The sequence below is a fragment of the Mesorhizobium sp. M0077 genome, from assembly GCF_040322955.1.
Lineage (GTDB): Bacteria > Pseudomonadota > Alphaproteobacteria > Rhizobiales > Rhizobiaceae > Mesorhizobium.
On the sequence record NZ_JAMYUL010000001.1, the window covers coordinates 196,273 to 216,383 of the forward strand.

A 20,111-nucleotide genomic window follows, 5' to 3' on the forward strand; every position below is an offset into this window, starting at 1 on the left:
CGATGATGCAGCAGAGCCTCGCCTTCGAAGGTCGACCGCGCACCGACTTCCGCCGCATGGCCGTCGTCGGCTACGTGGCCATAGCGCTCTTCGTCGGCTGCTTCGGCCATTGGGCGGCGAACGCGCCGCTCTCCGGCGCGGTGATCACCTCGGGCACGATCTCGGCGACGGGCGGCAACATCCTCATCCAGCACCCCGAGGGCGGCATCATCGAGCAGTTGCTGGTGCATGAAGGCGACCGCGTGCAACAAGGCGAACCGCTGGTCCTGCTCGACCGCAGGGCGGCCGAGACCGACCTCAACCGGCTGACCAGACAGACGATCGCGCTCAGGGCAAGTGCCGCGCGACTTGAGGCCGAGCGCGACGGATCGGACAGGCTGGCGCCGATCGCCGAAGCAGCACCCGCGCCGTTCCAGCGCGATTTCGACAATCTGGTGCACGAACAGCAGAAGGAGTTCGAGGCCAGGCTCGCCCGGTTCCGCTCCGAGCAGTCGATCCTGGCGCAGCGCGTCGCCATGCATCGTGAGTCGGCGCTGGGACTGGAGGCGCAGAAACTCGCCATCCAGCAACAGGCCGAGATCGTGAAGAAGGAACTCGGCATCAAGACCGGCCTACTCGACAAGGGTCTCACCAACCGCAGCGAATATTCGCAGCTTCTGCGCAGCGAGGCCGATCTGGTCGGCCAGGCCGGCGCGCTGGAGGCGGATATCGCAGCGACCAAGACGCAGATCGTCGAAGCCCAGGCGCAGGTCGAGCGCGCGACCACGCAGCGCGTCGAGGACGCGCTGACCAAGCTCGACGAGGTTCGCACCAGCCTGGCCGACATCGGCGAACAGATCACCGCAGCCGGGGCGGTGCTGGGGCGCACGACGATCAAGGCGCCGGCAGCCGGCATCGTGGTATCCTCGATCTACAACTCCAAAGGCAGCGTGATTGCGCCGGGGCAGAAGATCATGGAGATCCTGCCGACCGCGTCGGGCCTCATCGTCGACGCGAAGCTGCGGCCGAAAGACGTGGACCTGGTTCGCGTCGGCCAGCCGGCGAAGCTCAGGCTGTCCGCCCTGAACGCGCGCCTCACCCCTGAGGTCCCGGCTACGGTGACGCAAATTTCCGCCGACCGGCTGATCGATGAAACCACGCATGAGGCGTATTTCCGCGCCACGCTGAAGATCACCGACACGCTGCCGCAGGGCGTGAAAGCCGAGCAGCTTTACCCGGGAACGCCGGTCGAGGCGTTTATCAGCACCGGCGACCGAACCTTCCTCGAATATCTGGCGCGGCCGATGCTGGACTCGTTCGCGCGGGCGTTCACGGAGCGATAGGCGCCAACTCGTCCTCCCAGTTGACGCCGCCGTAGAACACCCTGAGAATCACCACCTGGTCGCCTTCTACGGTGAAGGCCACAGTCAGGCGGCGCTCGAAGCCAACGATGCGAAGCCCCGGCCGCACATCATCCCTTAGGGTTCCGCGTTCCGAGGCATAGTCGAGACCCAGGCAAAATCGCTCGATCCGCTCGATGTAGCGAAGGGCGGTGAGGTTGCCGGATGCGTGAGCGACCGTATCGTATATCCATAACAGGTCCGTCTGGGCTTCCGGCAAAAGGACAACATGCCGGCGCTTCACACGTTCCCATTGAGGCGAGCTGCGTGATGTGCGCGGATGCTGTCAAAAGACTTGTCGGCCGGGATGGCCTGGGAGGGGTCTGCCTTCCACCTATCATAGGTGGGCGCGACCTCCTCACGCAGCCAGCGCTCCACGGCGGCGTCGCGTTCCTGCAATGCGCGAAGACCGGCGCGGATCACTTCACTGCTGGTCGCGTATGTGCCGGACCGAACGAGCTGGTCGATGAAAGCAGCCTGCTCGGCCGGCAGGCTGAAGGTGCGTTTTTCGGTGGCGGACATGGATCCCTCCTATCAGGTTGGTATGATATTATCATACCAACGGCGAGATCGCACGCCCCAATATAGGCTTAGGGACCGCTCCCCTTGCCGTCGGCAAAGACACCGGACATTCGGTTCGGATGCCTGAGATGGGTCGGCGTGATACCGGTCTGATGGCGGAAGACACGGCTGAAATGGCCGGCATTGGGAAAACCGCAGCGGTAGGCGATGTCGCCGATCGCCAAGTCGCTCCCCTCCAGCAGCGACTTGGCCTGATGCACGCGCAGCGCAAGATAGGCGGCCATCGGGCCGATGCCGAGCTCGGCGCCGAACAGCCGCTCAAGCTGGCGCCGGGATAAATGCAACCGGCCCGCGATCTCGGCGATCGACAGCGTCTCCTGGAGATTGCTTTCCATCAGAAGCAGCGCCCGTTTCACCGCGCGGCTCGAGGCCGCGGGAAAGAGGTCGCCGACGGGCTGCACATCCAAGCTCGAGCGGATGCGGTCGAGCACGAGGATCTTGGCGGCTTTTTCCGCAGCCTTGCGGCCGATGAACTGCGACACGAAATGGCCGGCAAGGTCGGCCGCACCCGTGCCTCCGGCGCAGGTCGAGCGGCCCCTATCGACGGAAAACAGGCTGTCGGCATGGGCGTTCACATCAGGGAATTGGCTGCGGAAATCCTTGATGTGAAACCAGCTGACGGCAGCACTGTAGCCATCGAGCAGACCGTAGCGCGCGAGCACGAAGCTGCCGGTGCAGAGTGCCGTCAGCGGCACGCCCTTTTCGGCCGCCCGCAACAGGAAGACCTCCTTTTCGGAGCTGAGGCTGCGGTTGGTGTCGAGCAGGCCACCGACCACGACGACATTGTCGAACTCCTGCGGATTGCCGATCGCCTTGGTCGGCAGCAACTCGACACCGCAACTCGCCCGGATCGGCAGGCCACGCTCGCCGACGATCTCCCAGTCGAACTCGATCCGGCGGCTGCGGTCGCCTTCATCGCCGGCGAGCCGCAGCGTGTCGATGAACAGCGACAGCGGCGACAGCGTGAAGTCGCGAACCAAGAGAAACGCAAACCGCCTGGCCATTGTTGCTCCGAAACCGTTCCTTCGGGTGGATGGAAGCAAATATCGCGAAAGATGTCGCACAGGCGAGCACGCGGCGCTTTTCAGGAGAAGCCACCGGATGTCGGAGATGAGATCGACGGCCTCAGTGCGGAGCTGGAAATTCTCTGGGTTGTGTGGTGGTCATGGGATGTCGTCATCTACGCTCACACAAGACAGGCAGATGGACCAGTGGAATTGATCAGTATGGCACGGCGTGAGAAAAACCCTATCGTGTTTGTGTAACCTGCAGCACCAAAGCGGAGCCCAAGCCATGACTCTGACCAATCGCGATATCATCGAGCTGACGGCATGGCGCCGCAAGCTGCACCAAAACCCGGAAATCTCCAACGAGGAAGAACAGACCGCCAAGGAAGTCGTCAGCTTCCTCGCCGATACAGCGCCGGACAAGGTGCTGACCGGCCTCGGCGGTCATGGCGTGGCGGCGGTCTATGACAGCGGCCAGGCGGGACCGACGGTGCTGTTCCGCTCGGAGATCGATGCGCTGCCGATCGAGGAGCTTTCGGGCGTCGAGCATGCCTCGCAGGTGCCGGGAAAATCGCATATGTGCGGCCATGACGGCCACACCGCGATCCTGGCCGCACTTGGCCGCCAGCTCGGGCGTGAGCGGCCGGCCCGCGGCCGCGTCGTCTTGATGTTCCAGCCGGCGGAGGAAACCGGCAATGGTGCGGCCGGCGTCGTCGCCGATCCACGCTTTGGCGAGATCGCGCCGGACTTCGCCTTCTCGCTGCACAATCTGCCGGGCGTGCCGTTCGGCGAGGTGCGGCTCAAGCCCGGCGTCGTCAACTGCGCCTCGCGCGGCATCCGCATCGTGCTGGACGGCAAGACCGCGCATTCCTCCATGCCCGAAACCGGCGTGTCGCCGATGCCGGCGATCAGCCAGCTGATGCCGGCGCTTCCGGCACTGGGGCGCGGCACTTTCGCCGATGACGATTTCAGCATGGTCACCGTCACCCATGCGACGATGGGCGAGGCCGTGTTCGGCATCGCGCCCGGCTACGCCGAGGTTTGGGCGACGCTGCGCACAAGGCGTGACGAGCGCATGGCGGAGCTGGTCGCAGCTGCGGAGGCGCTGGCCGCCAGGATAGCGGCCGAGCACCGCCTGTCCGTGCGCTGCGACTATCACGAAATCTTCGTCGCCAGCGTCAATGCGCCGGACGCGGTGGAACATCTCAACCACGCGCTGGACGAAGAGGGCGTCGCGCGCAGCGAGGAAGCCCTGCCGATGCGCGCTTCGGAAGATTTTGGCATCTTCGGCCACAAGGCGAAGTCGGCGATGTTCTTCCTCGGCGCGGGCGAGCGCACCCCGTCATTGCACAATCCCGATTATGATTTTCCCGACGATCTGATCCCGATCGGTTCGAAGATCTTCATGCGCACGGCGCGCAACCTGCTGGGGTGAGCGGCCCTGCAAAATCCGCATCCTGAAGCTGCCTTTTTCCCGCTGGAATCGTCTTGTAGTCGCCTCCTACATTAGGAGGGGCTTGCGGATGAGAATTGCAATGGTCGTCGCGTTGACTGCGACAGTGGCAGGGTGCGTATCGTCTCCGGTCCAGTATGGAGCCTCGCTCTCGACCCAAGACCCGAAATGGGCGACGCCGGAATGCCAGCAGGCCCGCACCGATGCCATGAATTACGACGCGCGCGAGAAGGAGCATCCGGGATGGGCCGCCGGCGTCGTGCTGGGGCCCTACAGCATGGGCCTCGTGGCGGCCATCAAGGAGAACGAGCAGAAGCAGCGAAGGCTGCTCGCACGCGAGGTGCATTTGCAGTGCTCAAGCCTGCCCTTGCCGAGGGATCTGGACTTCGATCCAAAGATCTACGCGCCAAAGCCGACGCATTACCCCTGAGGGTGGCTTGCCGGCGGCGATCATGATGCGCCCTTGGCGTCAGAGGCCAGTCGACCGGCCCGCGCAGCTCGGGTAACAATGACCGTCTTTGGCGAAAGGGGTCCAATGCGGCAAGTGCCCATCGTGATGCAGCCGTTTGGCGGCATGGCGAACAAGATGTTCCAGTACATGTTTTGCCATGTGCTGGCGAAGCGTATCCCCGGTGGCTATGTCTGCGACGCCGACCTGCCGGAATGGTCCATCGCCAGGGTGCGGCCGCCTTTGTTGTGGAAATACCGGCTGCTTCGGGTCGACGGCTATCACCGCTACGACCTCGACGGGATCATAGCCGCGTTCCGCGACAGGCGGGCGCGGAGCATCCGCTTCAAGGGCTTCGCGCAGCGGCTGGGTTATTATGACCGGGACGAGGTCTCCGGGCTGTTCGACGGGCGTGCCGTCGCCGCGCCGACCCATGGCGACGATTTTCTCGTCATCCATGTGCGGGCCGGCGACATCCTCGACGGCTTCCACCGCAACTATTGCCCGATGCCATTCGGCTTCTTCGAGACGCTCATCAAGGATAGCGGCCGCAAGCCGGTCTTCGTCGGCCAGACCCATGACGACAACGATTATTGCCGGCGCCTGCGTCAGCGTTTTCCCGATGCTGTCTTCGCGCCGAAGGCGTCGCCATTGACCGATTTCGAGACGCTGCGCCGGGCGAGCCATCTCGTCACGGGGGTGAGCAGCTTCTCCTGGCTGGCCGGTTGGTTGTCTTCGGCGCGGACGATCCATCTGCCGGTGGCCGGCATATTCGACCGGTGCATCAGGCCGGATATCGACCTGCTGCCCCTTGACGACCCACGCTATCGGTTCCACCAGTTCGACATGGGCGACTGGACGGGCTCTTCGGAGCAGCTTGCGGCATTTTATGGCGATGCGATCCCGTTCCGGCAGGTCGAGCCTCAAGCAGCAGCGGGTGGCGCGGGGAAAGCGTTGCGATGAGAATTCCGTTTTCCGTCAACAGGCCGGTGATCTGCGCGATCATGAAGCTGGAGCAGCCCTATGTGATCGAGTGGGTCGCCTGGCACAAGCTGCATGGCTTCGACCTGATGATCGCCGACAACTGCAGCGCCGGACCGCAGACGGCGGTGCTCCAGGCGTTGCGCGATGCCGGCTGGATTCGGCTGGTCGACTGGCGACACGACACGGTGCTGCCGCAGCGGCGGGCCTATTCCTATCTTTACTGGCAGGCATTGCTCCACGGCTATCGCTATCTGGGCTTCATGGACGCCGACGAGTTCCTCGAGCCGCTCGACGCGCCGCCCTGGAGCGGAGCCGAACTGGTCCGCTCGCTTTTGAGCCGCCCGGGCGTGCGCAGCGTCGCCTTTCGCTGGGTGAATTTCGGCAGCGACGGCAAAGAGGCCTATGACGACGAACTGGTGACGGTGCGGTTTCAAAGGCGCGGCACGCATGACGCCCCGACCGCGCGCTGGAAGAAGTCGTTTGCCCGCGTGTCCTCGGTGCTGCGCAAGGCGCTGCGGGATCCCGGGCAGTTCATGCCGCACCCGCACGGTTTCCGCATCTCGCTCCGCAGGACGCTGGTCGACGGCATGACGCTCGACAAGCACCCGGCGGCCATGCCGATGGAATGGAAGATCGGCTGGATCCGCCACTATGCCGTGAAATCGAGGCAGGAACTGGCCGACAAGCATGCCCGCGGCGGCGGCTTCACGCCGTCGAGCGAGGCGCCGTCGCTGGACGAGTACCGGGTATCGAGAGATCAGAACGATATTCTCGATCCGCTCGACGATGCGACGGTGGGCGCCTTGCGGGCAAAGGTTTCGGAAATCGTCAGGTCGCTCGACCCGGCGGTCATCCCCCAGACGCGGCCGCTTTTCACGCAGCGGGGTTGAGGATCAGCGGCGCGGTAGCCATGCCGTGAAACGACATCGAGGCGCGGCGCTCGGCATTTGCGGCATCGAGCCGCCATCCGGGCGCACGGGTGAACAGGGCTTCTATCATCGCCGCGATCTCGATACGGGCGACATGCTGCCCGAGGCAGACATGCAGGCCGGTGCCGAAGGTCATCGACATGGTTGGCGGGCGCGTGAGGTCCAGCCGGTCGCCATCGGCGAAGACGGCATCGTCGCGATTGCCGCTGCCGAGCACCGGCACGACCGCTTCGCCAGCCGCAATCCTGACGTCGCCGAGGTCGATGTCCTGCGCCGCGATGCGGGCGACGGCGTATTGCACCGAGGCGCCATAGCGCAGCAGTTCGGCCGCCGCGCTGCTCCAGTCGACAGCGCCGCGCTTGAGCAGCGCGCGCTGTTCGGGAAAGCGATCCAGCGCAACAATTGCGTTGCCGAGAGCGTCGACGACAGTCTCCTGTCCGGCAAACAGCATGAAGACGATGTTGGCCACCATGTCCTCGCGCGACCAGCGGCCTTGCGCAACCTCCCGCACCATGCCGGCAACCATTCCGTCCGACCGGTAGGCCTGTCGAGCCAGCCGCTCCTCGACAAAAGCCTGGCATTCGCGATAGGCCTCGGCGCTTTCTGCCGGCGGCTGCGCTCTTCGCAGGTCGAATGCGCTGGCCATGCGGCGGGTCACCGATTTCAACGCCCAAGGGTCCTCGATCTCGATGCCGAGGATTTCCTGCAGCAGCCAGAAGGACACTGGCACGGCGAGCCCGGCGACGGCGTCGACGCGGCCATCCGCCAGCGCACGCTCGACCAGCTCGTGGCTCAGCGCGCGAAGACCTTGCGTCAGCGCTTCGATGGCCGGCCGTGAGAAAAAGCCAGCGACCGGCCGGCGCAAGGCGCCATGCTGAGGCGGATCGGCAAGCAGCACCGAGCGGCTGAGCAGAGCCATGGGCGCATGGTCGACGAGCTTGCGGCGGACCTCTTCATATGTACCCGGCGGCGCCTGAACAAGAGCGGGATGCTTCAGCGCGCCCGACACCAGCTCATGGCTGAACACATAATGCGCGTCGGCCAGCTCGGGATAGGGCGCGACGCCGCGCGCAATGCCGCCGGCGGCGCGCATGCGGGCGAAATGCGGAAACGGGTCGTCGCCGAGCGCGAACGGATCGAAATGCGGAGCTGTCATGACGGCGCGAATCTCATGCCTTGAGATTCTTGGCTGAAATGACCCTGAAGCCGCCTGACGTGGCGTCCTGCGGGAAGAAGTCCGGCATGACGTAGAGGAACTCGCATCCGTAGACGCGGTAGTGCATGCGCAGCAGCGGATCGCGGATGATCTCTTCCAGCGGCGGTCTTGTGCCGGTCTGGTTCCAGCGGTCGATGGTGGCGCGGAACCGCGCATCGGCCTTGACATGATCATACTCTTCGCCCGAGGAGCCGGCATAGGACGAGCAGCGGCCATCGCCGATCAGCCAGCTGGCGCCCAGGCGGCGGCCGTGGCTCTCCATCTCCTTCAAGAGCCGCACCGCCGTGTTGGAGCCGCGATGGCTCGGCCGGACGCAGAGATTGTAGGCGTAAAGTGCGTAAACCGGCTCGCTGCGCGGCAGCGATGCATAGGCATCGAAATTCCTGGGGAAATCGGCGCGCACCAGCGGATCCTGGCTGGTCTCGGTAAAGCAGATGGTGCCAGCAAGCAGATCGCCATCGATCGCGCCGAACATGGTGTGTCCGAGTGCCAGCCGGTGGCGGATGGTCGTTTCGCTCGCCTGCAGCGGTGCGGCCCAGGCGGCAGCCTCAAGCTCCATCAGCAAAGGGATGTCTTCCAGGTCTAACCGGCGGATGGGTGTCGCAACATCGTCTAAATTCATGTGTCGGCTGCCTCGACTTCTAACGCGTTGATGGCGCATGGCAGTTTCTTGCCAATGCGGTTTGCAGCTTCACGGAAACGTCAACCTGTTCTATCTCCTGTTTGACGCATGCCGGATCGAGAACCATTTCACGGCTTTCACAAGCCTGTCTAATTATCATGGTTCCCCTTTGCAATTACATACGGACAACGGAAACGCATGATATTTTACGTCGCGCACCGGGAGCACGCCTACACGCAGGCGGTGGTGCTTCTGTATCACCGGACTGACCTGGAGGCGTGGTTCCGGCTGGTGCGCTACGAGGATGCCGGGCTGCTGCGCGGCGTTCGCGCCGGGGTGGTCATCTGGTCCGACATGGACCGGCTGACATCGGACGAATTGAGCCGCGCGGCCGGCATCAGCGCCGAACTGGCTGACAACACCGGCCTGACGCAGCTCAATCACCCGACCGCCAGCCTGCAGCGCTTCGACCTGCTGCGCCTGCTTCATGCCGACGGCAGCAACGCTTTTCGTGTGTTCAGGCCGGACGAGCTGGAAGAGGCGATACGCTATCCCGTTTTCATCCGCGACGAGACGGGCGCACTCTACAGAGAGCCGCCGCTGCTGCACGACCGGCCGGCGCTGGACGCCGCGATCGCCCGGCTGGACGGTAGCGATCTGGTGCGGCCGATGGTGGTGGAGATGATCGGCACCCCCGGAATGGACGGTTATTTCAGGAAGTACGCGGCGTTTCGGGTCGGCGATACGATCTACGGCCAGCATTGCGCCATGTCGAAATCGTGGTTCGTCAAGAATTCGCCCGAGCAATTGCTGCCGGCGCATATCGAAGAAATCAGGACCTATGTCGATACGAATCCTGACGCCAATGCGGTCATGCAGGTCTTCGAAAAAGCCTGCATGCAGTATGGCCGCATCGACTACACTTTCGTGGACGGCAGGCTTGTAGTGTTCGAGATCAACAGCAACCCCACCGTGCTCAGCGACCCGCCGACGCCGTTCGCCAGCTATGACCCCAAGCCCTTTGCCGATCTTCAGGCCGACGCGCTGCTCGCGCTGCCGCAGGCTACCGAGGCGGGCTCGCTGGCTGCAATCGACACCGCCCACCAGTCGGCGCTGGCCAAGTTGCGGCGCCATTACCAGATGAGGCGGTTGAAGTTAACGCTGCGAAAAGTGCTCAGGAAGAGGAAATAGCCGCCGCCTCCTCCGCAACCCGAAAGTACACCACGTCACGTTTCGTCGGATCTTGTCACAGCCTGCCTGGAACCAAATCCGGCCTGAACCTGTTCAAGTTTGTTAAGACGCCGACGAGCCCTGCCGGTTGGGCAAGCGGCGATCCTGAGGAGCTCGCACCATGACCATCTCGTCCAGCTTTCGTTCGCTCGCGGTTGCGGCCATCACAACTGTGTCCGTCAGCGCTGCCAGCGCCGCGCATGCCGATAGCGGCACGATCCGCTTTGCCGTGTACAAGGCGGCCTTCTTCGTCGGCGGTTCCGGCGGCGAGGGGACGCTGACCTTCCACGGCCGCTCCTATCCCATCACGATCGGCGGCGTTTCGGGCGGCTTCGCCTTCGGGGTTTCCAAGACCTATTTCCGGGGCACCGTGCGCCATATCCGCAGGGTGCGGGATGCGACCGGGGTTTATGGCGCGGCCGGCGGTGGCGGCGCGCTCGGCAAGGGGGCGCAGGTGATCGTCATGACCAACGACAAGGGCGCCCAGCTCGAGCTTACGGGCCGGCAGGTGGGGCTGCAGGTGAATGCGGATCTGAGCGGGATGGCGATTTCTTTGAAGTAGGGGGCGCTCCCTCGCGTTCTCGGTGGGGTAAGCTCGTCTGGGGCGATGATAATCGCCTATGGCTGCGCCAGCCCCCTCATCCGGCCGCTTCGCGGCCACCTTCTCCCCGCTGGGGAGAAGAGGCTGGCGTTGACGCTGGCGCCCTCCTCTCCCCTCGGGGAGAGGTCGGATTGCCCCGAATTGCCCTTCGCAATTCGGTTGGCAATCCGGGTGAGGGGGAACTTGCTCCCGTGCGCTTGGCCTGAACCTTGGATGGGGAAGCTTCGCCCAATGCAGCGTCGGGCGCCAGCCCCTACCGCTCCTCCACAATCCGCAAATACGCCGCCGTCACGAACAGCACGATCAGCCCGAACAAGATCCGCCGTGCCCCCTCCGGCATCTGCAGGATGGTCAGCAGTGTTGTCAGCACGGTCAGGATCAGGGCGCCGATGATGGTGCCGGTGTAGCCGCCGCGGCCGCCGAAGATGGAGGTGCCGCCGATGACGGCGGCGGCGACCGAGGGCAGCACCAGCGGTTCGGCGAGCGACAGCGACGGCGCCTTGATCAGGCCGATATAGAGCAGGCCGGTGATGCCGGCGAGCACGCTGGAGGTGACGTAGAGCGCGGTGATGACCTGCCAGTATTGCACGCCCGACAGGCGGGTCGCGCGCTCATTGTCGCCGACGGCGTAGAGCAGGCGGCCGAAGCCGGTGCGGGCGAGCGTGAAGACGATGAGGGCGGCGAGCGGCACGAACAAAAGCAGCGCGTTGGGGAAGCCCCATGTCACGCCGGTGCCGAGCCAAGCCAGGAAGTCGGGGATTTTTGCGCCCGACGCGATCACCGTGCGCTGGTAGACCTGCAGGCAGCCGGTGCCGATCAGGCTGGTGCCCAGCGTCATGATCAGCGGGTGGACGCGGAAGACACCGACGCCGATGCCGTTGACGAGGCCGATCAGCACCGCCGGCATCATCGCCAGCAGGAACGCCACCGCCGGGTCCTGGTTGACCACTTGCGTCGCCATGATGAAGGCGCTCATCGTTGCCACCGTGCCGACCGACAGGTCGATGCCGCCGGTCAGCATGGTCATGGTCTGGCATCCCGCCAGGATCGCCAGCGGGATGGCGAATTTAATAGTGTTGGCGATCCAGCGCTCGTTGACGATGCCGGGGCGCAGGATCTGCAGGATTATAACCAGGATGGCGAGCAGGACGATCAGCGGGATGAGCGGGCGATCGGCCATGAAGCGCTTTATGCGGCGGCCGAAGGGGACCGGGGTGATGGCGGTGGTGCTCATGGGGTGCGCCCAATGTTCTGCGAGGACAGTGCTCTACGGCGCCCCCCTCTGGCCTGCCGGCCATCTCCCCCACTTGTGGGGAGATTGGCAGCTCCAGCGCCTCGCTCCTTTTTGCAACGTTGAAGGCTGGCGAAAGCGGCGATGACAGCTGATCTCCCCCCTCGTGGGGGAGATGTCCGGCAGGACAGAGGGGGGCGCGAAGGAACGCCGACGTCTCTCTGCGACAGCACACCCATCATTGCCGCCCCCGCATCGTGATAAACGCCCCGAACATCACCACCGCCACCATAATCAGCCCCTCGATGATGGCCGTGACATTGGGGTCGATGGCGAGCAGCGTCAGGTCGGTGCGCACCAGCCTCAGCACGAAGACGGCGACGATGGGGCCGAGCAGGCCGCCCTTGCCGCCGCCGAGCGCGACGCCGCCCAGCACCACGGCGGCGACGCTGGCGAGCAGATAGGGGCCGGGGATGGGGGCGCCGATGCCGGTGCTCATGGTCAGCGCCAGGCCGCCAAAGGCGGCGAACAGGCCGGACAGCGCATAGGCGATGATGCGAGTGCGCTTGACCGGCACGCCGGAGCGGAACGCCGCCAGTTCGCTCGAGCCGATGGCGTAGACGGAGAGGCCGAGGCGCGAGCGCCGCAGCGGTATCCAGATGACGCAGAGGCACACGATCAGCACCAGCAGCGCCTTCGGGACCCAGGCATCTACGGCGTCGGGCAGGCCGGGGATCCGTACCGTGCCGGAGATCAGCGCCTTCAGCCATTCGGCGATGCCGCCGCCCGGCGCGTCGAGCACCAACAGCGCTGCTCCCTGCAGCACGAACAGCATGGCCAGCGTCACGACGATGTCGGGCACGCGGGTGACGACGATGAGCAGGCCGTTGAGCGCGCCGAGCGCAAAACCCATGGCGAGCACGAAGGGCACCACGAACAGCGCGTATTCCTCGCTCGCGCCATTCATCATCGACGCCGCGGTGACGCTGGTCAGCGCCATCATGGCGGCGACCGACAGATCGATGCCGCCGGCGATGACGACCACCGTCTGCGCGGCGACTGCGAAGGCATAGGGCAGAACGGCCCGGGCGAGCGAGCCGAAATCATTGCTGCCATAGGCCGGCTGGATGATCCTGGTGGCGATGAACAGGACGATGAGCAGGGCAAACAGGCCGACAACCCAGCCCTGGCGGCGCAGGAAATGGCTCATGGCGTCGCCTCCGGCGAAGCCGAAGTGTTCGCGGTCGGGTCTGCCAGAATGCCGATGTCGGCCTTGGCGCCGCGCGGCAGGCCGTAGGCGGCGCGCATCAGCGCCGGCTCGTCGGCCTCCTCGACCGGAAAAATGTCGACGAGGCGGCCGCCGAAGATGACGATGACGCGGTCGCAGACGCGCTGCACCTCCTCCAGCTCCGAGGTGTAGAACAGCACCGACTTACCGTTGCCGGCGAGTTCGCGCAGCAGCTTGTAGATCTCCTGCTTGGTGCCGACATCGATGCCGCGCGTCGGGTCGAAGCACAGGATGGTGCGGGCATCCGCCGCGATCCAGCGGGCGATGGTCACCTTCTGCTGATTGCCCCCGGACAGGCGCTGCACTTCGCCCTGGGCGCGGGTGTCGATCTGCAGCCGCTCGATGGCGCTGAGCACGGTCGCGCGCTCGCGGCGCATGTTGATCGGCCCCCAGTTGCGCAGCGCGGCACTGAAGGGCAGGGCGATGTTTTCACGGACCGAGCGCTGCATGGCGAGCGCCTCGGAGCGGTCGCCCGGCACATAGGCAATGCCGGCGCGGATGGCGTCGATCGGGTGGGCGAATTTCACTGGCTGGCCATCGACTTCGATCGTGCCGCCGGAGGGCCGGATCGAGCCGGCAAGGGCGGCGAACAATTCGTCCTGGCCCTGGCCTTCGAGCGCCACGACGCCGGCGACTTCGCCGTCGGCGAGATCGAAGGAGACGTCGCTGAGCTTGGCGCCGACGCGGAGATTGCGCACGGAGATGCGCGGCCGGGCAGCTGCGGGCGCGGCCTTCTCGGCGGCGCTGCGGGCGGCGACATGAGTTTTCACGATGCGGGTGCCGAGCATCAGCTCGACGATCTTTTCCTCGACTCCGGGTACGATGTCGACGACACCGACGGTCTCGCCGTCGCGCAGCACGGTGGCGCGGTCGCACAGTGCGGAGATTTCGACGAAGCGGTGCGAGATGAAGATCACGGCGCGGCCGGCATCGCCCTGGCGGCGCACCACTTCCAGCACTTTTTCGGCGAGGTTGGCGGGCAGGGCCGCCGTCATCTCGTCGAGCAGCAGCACGTCCGGCTCGACGGCGAGCGCCCGCGCCAGGTCGAGCAGGCGCAGCACGGCCAGCGGAATGTCGCGCGCGGTGTCGCGCAGATCGAGGTCGGTGATGCCGAGCTCGCGCACCCAGGCGCGGAACGGCTCGACCGGCGTGCCGGTGAGCCTGAGATTGGAGAGAACGTCGAGATCGGGGATCAGCGACGGCTCCTGGTAGACCGGCAGCAGCCCGGCGCGGCGCGCGGCGGCGGGCGAGCGAATGTCGCGCGCCTCGCCACGGATCAGGATGCGGCCGGAGTTCGCCGGAATGGCGCCGGTCAGGATCTTCACCAGCGTCGACTTGCCGGCGCCGTTGGCGCCCATCAGCGCGTGGACCTCGCCCGGCAGCACGGAGAGCGACGCGTTGCGAAGCGCTGCAACCGCGCCGTAGTTCTTGGCGACGCCGGTGGCGTCGAGGAGGGGGCTGGTGGTCAAATGGTTTGTTGTCAAAATTGATGGTTCCAGAAACTAATGTCGGCGCTCTACGGCGCCCCCCTCTGTCCTGCCGGACATCTCCCCCACAAGGGGGGAGATTGGCAGTTCCGGCGCCGCCCCTCGTATTGCGGCGTAGAAAATTAGCGAAAGCCGAGATGACAGCCAATCTCCCCACCTGTGGGGGAGATGTCCGGCAGGACAGAGGGGGCGCCGTAGAGCGCTAGTCTGTGTGACGAGGACGGTCGTTCGCCGTCCTCGCCAGTTCATTCAAACCAGGCTTACTCCCCCGGCCCCTTGCAGGCCACGATCTGGTCCTTCGTGTAGGTCGTCCACTCCGGGATCGAGATCGAGACCGGCCATTCCGGGCTGAGCGACGGATCGGCGGCTGCCTTCAGCTTGGCCTTGCCTTCGTCGGTGGCGTTGTCCCACAGCTGCGGGTCGACCAGCACGGTCTGCTGCGCCGGCTTCTTGCCGTCGAGGATCTGCAGCGCCAGCGTCACGCCCGCGCCGCCGATCGAGCCGGGGTTGGTGACGGCTGCACCGACGAGACCTTTCACCGAGCTCAGCTGGCCGACGAAGCCGGCATTGTCGGCGCCGACCACCGGCACCAGCGGCGCCTGCGATTCGACCAGCGCGTCGACGATGACGTTGTCGATGCCCGACGTCCACACGCCGTTGAACGGCGTGCCGGTGGCCAGGAACGACAGCATCTGCTGCTTGGCCTGATCCTGCTGCCAGCCGGTGAAGACTTCCTGCGCCACCTTCACGCCGGGGTTTTCGGCCAGCGCCTTCTTGAAGCCTTTGTCGCGATCGCTGTCGGCCGAGGCGCCGGCGGCGCCGCGCATGTAGAACACTTCGCCCTTGCCGCCCATCTGCTGGAACAGCCATTTGGCGCCGAGATAGGCATACTGTTCCTGGTTGTTGGAGATGATGTAGGCCGACGGTTCGGTCACCGCCTGGTCGACGGCAACGACGACGATGCCGGCCTTGGTGGCTTCTTCCAGGCCCGCCTTGATGCCGGCGGGATCAGCGGGGTTGACGACGATGGCGTCGACCTTGGCGCTGATCAGATTGCGGATGTCTTCGAGCTGGCCGGCGGCATCGGTGTTGCGATGGGCGATGTTGAGCTTCGTCACTTCGCCCGAAGCCAGCGCCTGCGCCTTCATGGCGCAGACCATTTCCTCGCGCCAGCCATTGCCCTGCACGGTGTTGGAAATGCCGATCGTATATTTGGCTTCGGCCGACGACACGCCCATCGATGCCAGCAAGGCAGCGCCCGCAAGCAACGGGACCATGGTCAGTATTTTCTTCATGTCAGTACTCCTCCACATTGTTGTTTTTCGTCTCAGGGTCAGACCCTTCGGCAGGTTCAGACCAAGTCATTCACCTCGTCATTTGACGAAGGGGCGCAGCACGTCGCGGGCGAGCAGGAAGCCCCGCTTCACCGCATCGTCGTTGCCTTCAAACCGCCTGTCCTCATGTTCGATGATGACCGAGCCGTCATAGCCGGCGCGGTAGAGGCCGGAGAAGAAGCCGCTCCAGTCAACATCGCCCAATCCCGGCATGCGCGGCACCTGCCAGCCTATCCCGGCGGAAAGGATCCCGCGCTCATACAAACCATCATGATCGATCATCAAATCCTTGGCGTGGACATGCAGCATGTAGGGGCCGAACTCCTTGATGAAGCGGCCCTGGTCGATCATCTGCCAGACCAGATGCGAGGGGTCGAAATTCATGCCGACCTCGCCGCCCCAGGTTTCGAGGATGCGCCGCCAGACCAGCGGCGAATAGGCGATGTTGTGCCCGCCCGGCCATTCGTCATAGGTGAAGATCATCGGGCAGTTCTCGAAGGCGAGTTTTACCCCGTGATCGCGCGCATAGGCGACGGTCTCGGGCCAGACTTTCAGCGCGTCCTGCCAGTTGACGTCCACGGTCTTCGAGGCATCGCCACCGCAGAAGGTGTTGACCACCGGCACGCCCATATTGGCGGCCAGCACGATGACCTTCTTCAGATGGCCGATGACGGCCTCGCGATGGGCAGGGTCCGGATGCAACGGGTTGGGATAATAGCCGAGGCCGGAGACCGTCAGCTTCTTCTCCGTCAGCGAAGCGACGATCTCCTTGGCCTGCGCGGGCGAGGTGGAAGCGGCATCGATATGGCTGGTGCCGGCATAGCGTCGCGTCGCGCCGGAGGTCTTCGGCCAGCAGGCGATTTCCAGCGCCTCGAAGCCGGCCGAGTGCGCCCAGTCGGCAACCTCGCCAAGCGGCGTCTCCGCAAAAGGTGCTGTTAGCACTCCTAGTTTCATTCTGCCTCCCTTAGACCCCGACGACTATAATGCCGATTGTTTGGATCGCTTCAACCTCGCGACCTCATCTTGTTCGAGACTGTGCCGGACAGCCGCCATCGGATCGTCCGACAGCAGGTCGCCCAGCGCCGATGTGACGGCCGCGCGGAACGTATCGTCGGCGGCAAGGCCGGGGTCGAATATCCCGCCGATGGCAAGGATGGCGGACACCAGCGCGCTGGCATCGTGACCGGTCGCATCGGCGATCGCGGCGACCTTGCCGGCATAGGGATCCAACACCGGCCAGCGTCTTTCAAAGCGATCCGAGGCCCGGATCAGATAGGCCATCCAGCCGGCGACCGGCACCGATAGCAGGCCGATGCTCTGGCCCATCGCGAGCCGGTCGCGGATCGGGTTGAGCAGGCGCTGGACGATCTTCTGCGAACCGTCGGTGGCGACCTGGTGGTTGCCGTGGCGGATCGCGGTGTTCTTCAGCCGGGCAAGGCTCTGCTCGACATAGGCAAGGGGCAGGACGCCCGGCACCGGCATCAGCGTCGGCAGCGTCTCCTCGACCAGCATGCGCCGGATGAAGTCCGACAGCAGTGGGTTGGCTATGGCGTCCGATGTGTGCTCGAGCCCGGCCAGCACGCCGAGCGTCGCCAGTGTCGTCTGGGCGCCGTTCAGCACCCGCATCTTGAGATGCTCGAACGGCGTGACGTCGTCGACGAAGGTGGCGCCGACCAGATCCCAGCGCGGCATGCGGCCGGCGAATTTTTCCTCGATCACCCACTGCCGGAACGGCTCACCGACAGCGACGGCGGCATCGTGGTAGCCGAACCACTGCTCGACACTATCGAGGTCATCCTGCGTCACCGCCGGCGCGATGCGGTCGACCATGGCCGCGGGGAAGGCAACATTGGCCTCTATCCAGCGGGCCAGCCCTTTGCTCCGCCGTTCGGCAAACGTCCGCACGACATTGTTCAGAATAGTACCGTTGGTCGGGATGTTGTCACAGGAGAGAAACGTTATGGGTCGCTCATGTGTGGCCCTGCGCTGCTCCAGCGCCCGCACCAGCAGGCCGGGCACGCTGCGTGGCGTCTCGGGGTTGGCGAGGTCGTGGACGATGTCGGGATGGCCAAGGTCGAGTTCGCCGCTGGACGGGACGTGGCAATAGCCTTTTTCGGTCACCGTCATCGTCACCAGCTCGATATCGGGTGAGATCAGCACGCCGAGCGCCGGTGCCGCACTCTCCTGGCTGTCGACCACCCGGACGATGCTGCCGATCACACGTGCCTCGATATGGCTGTTCTCGCGGATCAGCCTTGTGTAGAGCCCGCCCTGCCGTCCCAGCGTGTCGGCAAGGCTGGGCGGACGGATGTTGATGCCGACGATGCCCCAGCGGTCGAAGCGCAGCGAGATGAGATCGTCGGTGTATTCGGCCTGATGGCTGCGGTGGAAGGCGCCGACGCCGAGATGCGCCATGCCGGGCGAGAGGAGCGTACGGTCATAGGACGGTGTCTGGACCGAGGCCGGCAAGCGGTCGAGCAGCGCCGGCCCAAGCGTTTCGGTGGAAGCGCTCACCGGTTCGCCCCGATCACCGTTTGCTCCTGGTCGATCACCGCACCGGTCATAGGGCCGGCCGCGTCGGAGAGCAGGAAGACGGCGAGGCTGGCGATATCGTTCGGCGTCAGCAGCCGGCCGAAAGGCTGCGCGGCATTGGCCTTGTCGAGCCAGCCAGGGCCGTTGCCCAAAGTCTCCGCCTGCATGATGCGTTCGGCCGGCGTGTCCGTCCAACCGACATTGATGCCGTTGACGCGGATGCGGTCGAAACGGTGGGCGTTGGCGGCGTTCTTGGTCAGCGTCGCCAGCGCGCCCTTGCTGGCGGAATAGACGGCAAGCTCCGGCGAGCCGCAATGGGCGTTGATCGACAGGATGTTGAGAATGGCGCCGCCTTGGCCGCGCTGCTTCATGTCGGCAATCGCCGCCTGCATCAGGAAGAACGGCGCGCGCGTGTTGACGGCAAACAGCGCCGCCCAGTCGTCGAGGCTGGCGTCGAGGAAGGAGGCGCGATCGGTCAGGCCGGCGGCGTTGACCAGCGCATCGATGCGGCCGAAGCGCTCGATGCAGGCTTGCGCCAGAAGGGTGGGGGCGTCAGGATCGGCAAGGTCGGCGGCGACGAAGATGGTCGGCGTGCCCATTTGCGAAAGCTCGGCCGCCACAGCCTCGCCACGCGTCTTCTCTCGGCCGGTGACCAGCAGCCCGGCAGCACCGGAACGCGCCAGCGACTCGGCAATGGCGCGGCCAATGCCTTGCGTCGACCCGGTGACCAGAGCCACCTTGCCGTCAAGCCGGATCTCCATTCCTCCTCCCGGGAATAAAGTTTCTATTTTGAGAAATATGGAACGGCAATTCCCGATAGTCAATTGGACCAGTGACGCCTCATTCGCCGCGCCGCGCCGCCACGCCATGGACCAGCGCCATCCCAACGGCGAGCGAGGCCGCCAGTGAGCGGAAGCCGGCAAAGTCGGATTCCACCACTTCCAGCCAGCTGTCCGAGAGCGGGATCAGCGGGCTGAAGGTGCTGTCGGTGACGGTGACGATACGCGCCTTGCGCTCATGCGCCACCGCGACGAGATCGGGCGTGATCGAATTGTAGGGGCTGAAGGAGACAGCGAGCACGGCATCCCTGCCGCCGATGCAGCCGATCTGGTCGAGTGCGGAGGACCCGACATTGTCGACCAGCACGTTGCGCACGCCTTGCTGCGAGAGCGTCAGCGAGAGATAGGCGGTGACGGGAAAGGCGCGCTTGGAGCCGATGACATAGATCAGCTCGGCCGCCGCCAGCAGCGCCACCATCTTGTCGAAACTCTCGACGTCGAAGCCGGTCTCGATGCGGCCCAGCGAGGCCTGCGATGCGCCGACCATGCCGTGCAGGAAATGCAGATTTGGCTCGGTCTCGGTGCGCGGTTCGCCGCGCCCTTCCGGCCATGAGCCCTTGATGTGCTCCTTGAACAGGCCCTGGAAATCGGAAAAGCCGGAATAGCCGAAGATCTGGGCAAAGCGCACCAGCGTCGAGGGCTGCACGCCGGCCTGTGCCGCAACCTGCGCGATGGTGCCGAGCGCGACGTCGCTCGGGTGCTGCCACAGGAAGATCGCCACCTGGCGCAGCCGCTTGGGGAAGTGCACCGTGCCCGACGACAGCACGGCGCGCAGCTCCTCATAGGTCTGCGGCTGGATGTAGCCGAGGGCGGCCAGAGAGCGCCCGCGCTTGCGCGTCGCCGCCTCGTCGGTGCTGGACCGTGCGGATGCCTTGCTTGCCCCACTCATGATTTCAGGCTAGCGCGATACGATCGTTTTACAATATGAAAATTGGAAATCATGTTCGAA

At 65.1% G+C, this 20,111-nt stretch carries 20 protein-coding genes; 7 read left to right on the plus strand and 13 right to left on the minus strand.

Annotated features, from left to right (window positions below; genetic code table 11):
• Positions 1-2 precede the first annotated feature (2 nt).
• Positions 3-1,322, plus strand: coding sequence for an HlyD family type I secretion periplasmic adaptor subunit (locus NKJ57_RS00955; RefSeq protein WP_352510310.1), 1,320 nt, complete (start codon positions 3-5; stop codon positions 1,320-1,322).
• Here NKJ57_RS00955 and NKJ57_RS00960 read toward each other — a convergent pair.
• The 3 genes from NKJ57_RS00960 to NKJ57_RS00970 form a co-directional block, all read right to left on the minus strand.
• Positions 1,309-1,623, minus strand: a complete 315-nt coding sequence (locus NKJ57_RS00960; RefSeq protein ID WP_023669695.1) for a type II toxin-antitoxin system RelE/ParE family toxin — start codon at positions 1,621-1,623, stop codon at positions 1,309-1,311. The two genes, NKJ57_RS00955 and NKJ57_RS00960, sit on opposite strands and share 14 nt — an antisense overlap.
• On the minus strand, positions 1,620-1,901 hold the full coding sequence (locus tag NKJ57_RS00965; RefSeq protein WP_352510312.1) for a type II toxin-antitoxin system ParD family antitoxin: 282 nt from the start codon (positions 1,899-1,901) through the stop codon (positions 1,620-1,622). The genes NKJ57_RS00960 and NKJ57_RS00965 overlap by 4 nt, the downstream gene beginning before the upstream one ends.
• A 68-nt stretch (positions 1,902-1,969) precedes the next feature.
• Complete coding sequence (locus NKJ57_RS00970; RefSeq protein WP_352510313.1) at positions 1,970-2,965, minus strand: GlxA family transcriptional regulator; 996 nt, start codon at positions 2,963-2,965, stop codon at positions 1,970-1,972.
• 289 nt (positions 2,966-3,254) lie between these two features.
• On the opposite strand from NKJ57_RS00970, the gene NKJ57_RS00975 reads away from it, so the two are divergent.
• The 4 genes from NKJ57_RS00975 (at position 3,255) to NKJ57_RS00990 (ending at position 6,743) form a co-directional block, all read left to right on the plus strand.
• Complete coding sequence (locus NKJ57_RS00975) at positions 3,255-4,403, plus strand: amidohydrolase (RefSeq protein ID WP_352510314.1); 1,149 nt, start codon at positions 3,255-3,257, stop codon at positions 4,401-4,403.
• Between the two features lie 88 nt (positions 4,404-4,491).
• Positions 4,492-4,851 carry a hypothetical protein gene (locus tag NKJ57_RS00980; protein WP_023691921.1) on the plus strand — a complete coding sequence of 120 codons (360 nt, stop codon included), beginning with the start codon at positions 4,492-4,494 and terminating at the stop codon, positions 4,849-4,851.
• A gap of 105 nt (positions 4,852-4,956) precedes the next feature.
• Entirely contained in the window at positions 4,957-5,832 is an 876-nt protein-coding gene (locus tag NKJ57_RS00985; protein WP_023686531.1) for an alpha-1,2-fucosyltransferase, read from the plus strand.
• Positions 5,829-6,743, plus strand: coding sequence for a glycosyltransferase family protein (locus NKJ57_RS00990; RefSeq protein WP_023691919.1), 915 nt, complete (start codon positions 5,829-5,831; stop codon positions 6,741-6,743). Before NKJ57_RS00985 ends, NKJ57_RS00990 begins: the two co-directional genes overlap by 4 nt.
• Here the strand turns inward: NKJ57_RS00990 and NKJ57_RS00995 are convergent.
• Both NKJ57_RS00995 and NKJ57_RS01000 read right to left on the minus strand, forming a co-directional pair.
• Complete coding sequence (locus NKJ57_RS00995) at positions 6,727-7,938, minus strand: cytochrome P450 (protein WP_352510316.1); 1,212 nt, start codon at positions 7,936-7,938, stop codon at positions 6,727-6,729. The genes NKJ57_RS00990 and NKJ57_RS00995 overlap by 17 nt on opposite strands.
• 13 nt (positions 7,939-7,951) lie before the next feature.
• Positions 7,952-8,620, minus strand: coding sequence for a GNAT family N-acetyltransferase (locus tag NKJ57_RS01000; protein WP_352510317.1), 669 nt, complete (start codon positions 8,618-8,620; stop codon positions 7,952-7,954).
• Positions 8,621-8,818: 198 nt separating this feature from the next.
• On the opposite strand from NKJ57_RS01000, the gene NKJ57_RS01005 reads away from it, so the two are divergent.
• The gene (locus NKJ57_RS01005; protein ID WP_352510318.1) at positions 8,819-9,811 is read left to right on the plus strand and encodes a hypothetical protein; all 993 of its coding nucleotides are present in this window, start codon (positions 8,819-8,821) and stop codon (positions 9,809-9,811) included.
• Between the two features lie 160 nt (positions 9,812-9,971).
• Entirely contained in the window at positions 9,972-10,412 is a 441-nt protein-coding gene (locus tag NKJ57_RS01010; protein ID WP_023686526.1) for a lipid-binding SYLF domain-containing protein, read from the plus strand.
• 292 nt (positions 10,413-10,704) lie between these two features.
• Here the strand turns inward: NKJ57_RS01010 and NKJ57_RS01015 are convergent, their stop codons facing one another.
• The 8 genes from NKJ57_RS01015 to NKJ57_RS01050 all read right to left on the minus strand — a co-directional run bounded on the left by NKJ57_RS01015 (position 10,705) and on the right by NKJ57_RS01050 (position 20,051).
• The gene (locus tag NKJ57_RS01015) at positions 10,705-11,685 is read right to left on the minus strand and encodes an ABC transporter permease (RefSeq protein WP_023728503.1); all 981 of its coding nucleotides are present in this window, start codon (positions 11,683-11,685) and stop codon (positions 10,705-10,707) included.
• A gap of 235 nt (positions 11,686-11,920) precedes the next feature.
• Positions 11,921-12,892 carry an ABC transporter permease gene (locus tag NKJ57_RS01020; RefSeq protein ID WP_352510319.1) on the minus strand — a complete coding sequence of 324 codons (972 nt, stop codon included), beginning with the start codon at positions 12,890-12,892 and terminating at the stop codon, positions 11,921-11,923.
• A complete protein-coding gene (locus tag NKJ57_RS01025; RefSeq protein ID WP_352510320.1) occupies positions 12,889-14,439 on the minus strand; it encodes a sugar ABC transporter ATP-binding protein in 1,551 nt (516 codons plus the stop codon). Before NKJ57_RS01025 ends, NKJ57_RS01020 begins: the two co-directional genes overlap by 4 nt.
• Before the next feature lie 278 nt (positions 14,440-14,717).
• Complete coding sequence (locus NKJ57_RS01030) at positions 14,718-15,752, minus strand: ABC transporter substrate-binding protein (RefSeq protein ID WP_023683115.1); 1,035 nt, start codon at positions 15,750-15,752, stop codon at positions 14,718-14,720.
• 78 nt (positions 15,753-15,830) lie between these two features.
• Complete coding sequence (locus NKJ57_RS01035; RefSeq protein ID WP_352510321.1) at positions 15,831-16,745, minus strand: sugar phosphate isomerase/epimerase family protein; 915 nt, start codon at positions 16,743-16,745, stop codon at positions 15,831-15,833.
• Positions 16,746-16,769: 24 nt separating this feature from the next.
• Entirely contained in the window at positions 16,770-18,305 is a 1,536-nt protein-coding gene (locus NKJ57_RS01040; protein WP_352510322.1) for a mannitol dehydrogenase family protein, read from the minus strand.
• Entirely contained in the window at positions 18,302-19,084 is a 783-nt protein-coding gene (locus NKJ57_RS01045) for an SDR family oxidoreductase (protein WP_352510323.1), read from the minus strand. Before NKJ57_RS01045 ends, NKJ57_RS01040 begins: the two co-directional genes overlap by 4 nt.
• 79 nt (positions 19,085-19,163) lie before the next feature.
• A complete protein-coding gene (locus NKJ57_RS01050) occupies positions 19,164-20,051 on the minus strand; it encodes a MurR/RpiR family transcriptional regulator (RefSeq protein WP_023747064.1) in 888 nt (295 codons plus the stop codon).
• Between the last annotated feature and the right edge of the window lie 60 nt (positions 20,052-20,111).